Genomic DNA, 1,147 nt, shown 5'->3' on the forward strand with positions numbered 1-1,147 from the left:
CCCTTAGGCAGCACCCATTCGCCCGGCTGACGGCGCGCAGTGACCAGCAGGAACTCGACCGCGCCGTCGCGGGAGCGGAAGACTACGCCGCCGGCATGTGTAAGGGCTTTTGAAGGAGAACGGTCAGTCACCAGGCGGCCTCGAGCATTTCAGTCCGATCTTATCCGAGCCCTAGAACGCGGCAAGGGTGCTCGGGATGGATATCTGTGCCGACTTGCCGGCCGAAGCGCAAATCCGTCCTTCGACCGAGACGTCTCCGGCCATCGCGCTCACCAACCTGCGTATCTCCACAGCCGAACGGATTGAATGAGGTGACCGATATGGCCCTGAACTCAAGGATTCCCCCAGCGTCAACAATAACAGCGTTGGGGCGAGAGACGAAGTATGAAGATCGGCGATATTTGTGTGTATAAGACTGTTGCTCACCGGTCAGAGTTTGACGTTTGTTTACGCTGGCGTTTTGGCGTCGATCGACGCACATTGTCGTATTAGATAGGTCTGCCGAGAGTTTGCGCGGCACAGAGGCGCCTCAGGACTGTCACAAAACAGAAACAATCTCACGGCTAGTTTGATTACGGGGGAAGTTGCGGATACGGCTCTTTTTGATTGCAAATACCGCAAGTCGAGCCTCGGCATGCTCGACCGTCAGCTCGGCATGGGCGCGATAAGATTGGCTGCGCTTCTCAATGAGGCATTTCAGGTCCGCGGGTGCCCATAGACACGAACCTAAAACAGAAAAGGCACGGTCATTTCGGGAGGGGAATATGGCAGGAGAATTCCAGGTAAGTGGCAAGAACAGTGCCGCACTCTTTTCGCTCAAGTTGCACAGGGGCGACGGGATGGCCCTAATCGCGATGAACTGGAAAGAGGGCAAGCCCCCAAAGGAATTTGTGGGCTTTGCTATTGAGTATAAGGAACCGGGAGGTGACCGGTTCTACGCGCTCAAAAATCGCATCGCGTTTCCAGGACTTGGTGGAAAGGTCGACCCAAATCGAATGTCCACCCTAAGGTCACCCATTCAGAAGTTCCGATGGGTTCACTTCCCACGCGATGCCGAACTCGACGGCGAATTTGTTTATCGCGTCTCGCCTGTCTTTATGAACAAGCAGGATGAATTGAGCTATGGAGAGCAGCAACACGCGGCAAT

General features: G+C 55.2%; 1 pseudogene. It reads left to right on the forward strand.

The features are described from left to right. Window positions 1-764: 764 nt before the first annotated feature. A pseudogene (locus tag AC0L2K_RS34360) lies at window positions 765-1,147 on the forward strand (phospholipase D-like domain-containing protein); the annotation flags it as partial.

The sequence above is a fragment of the Mesorhizobium sp. WSM4817 genome, from assembly GCF_055811135.1.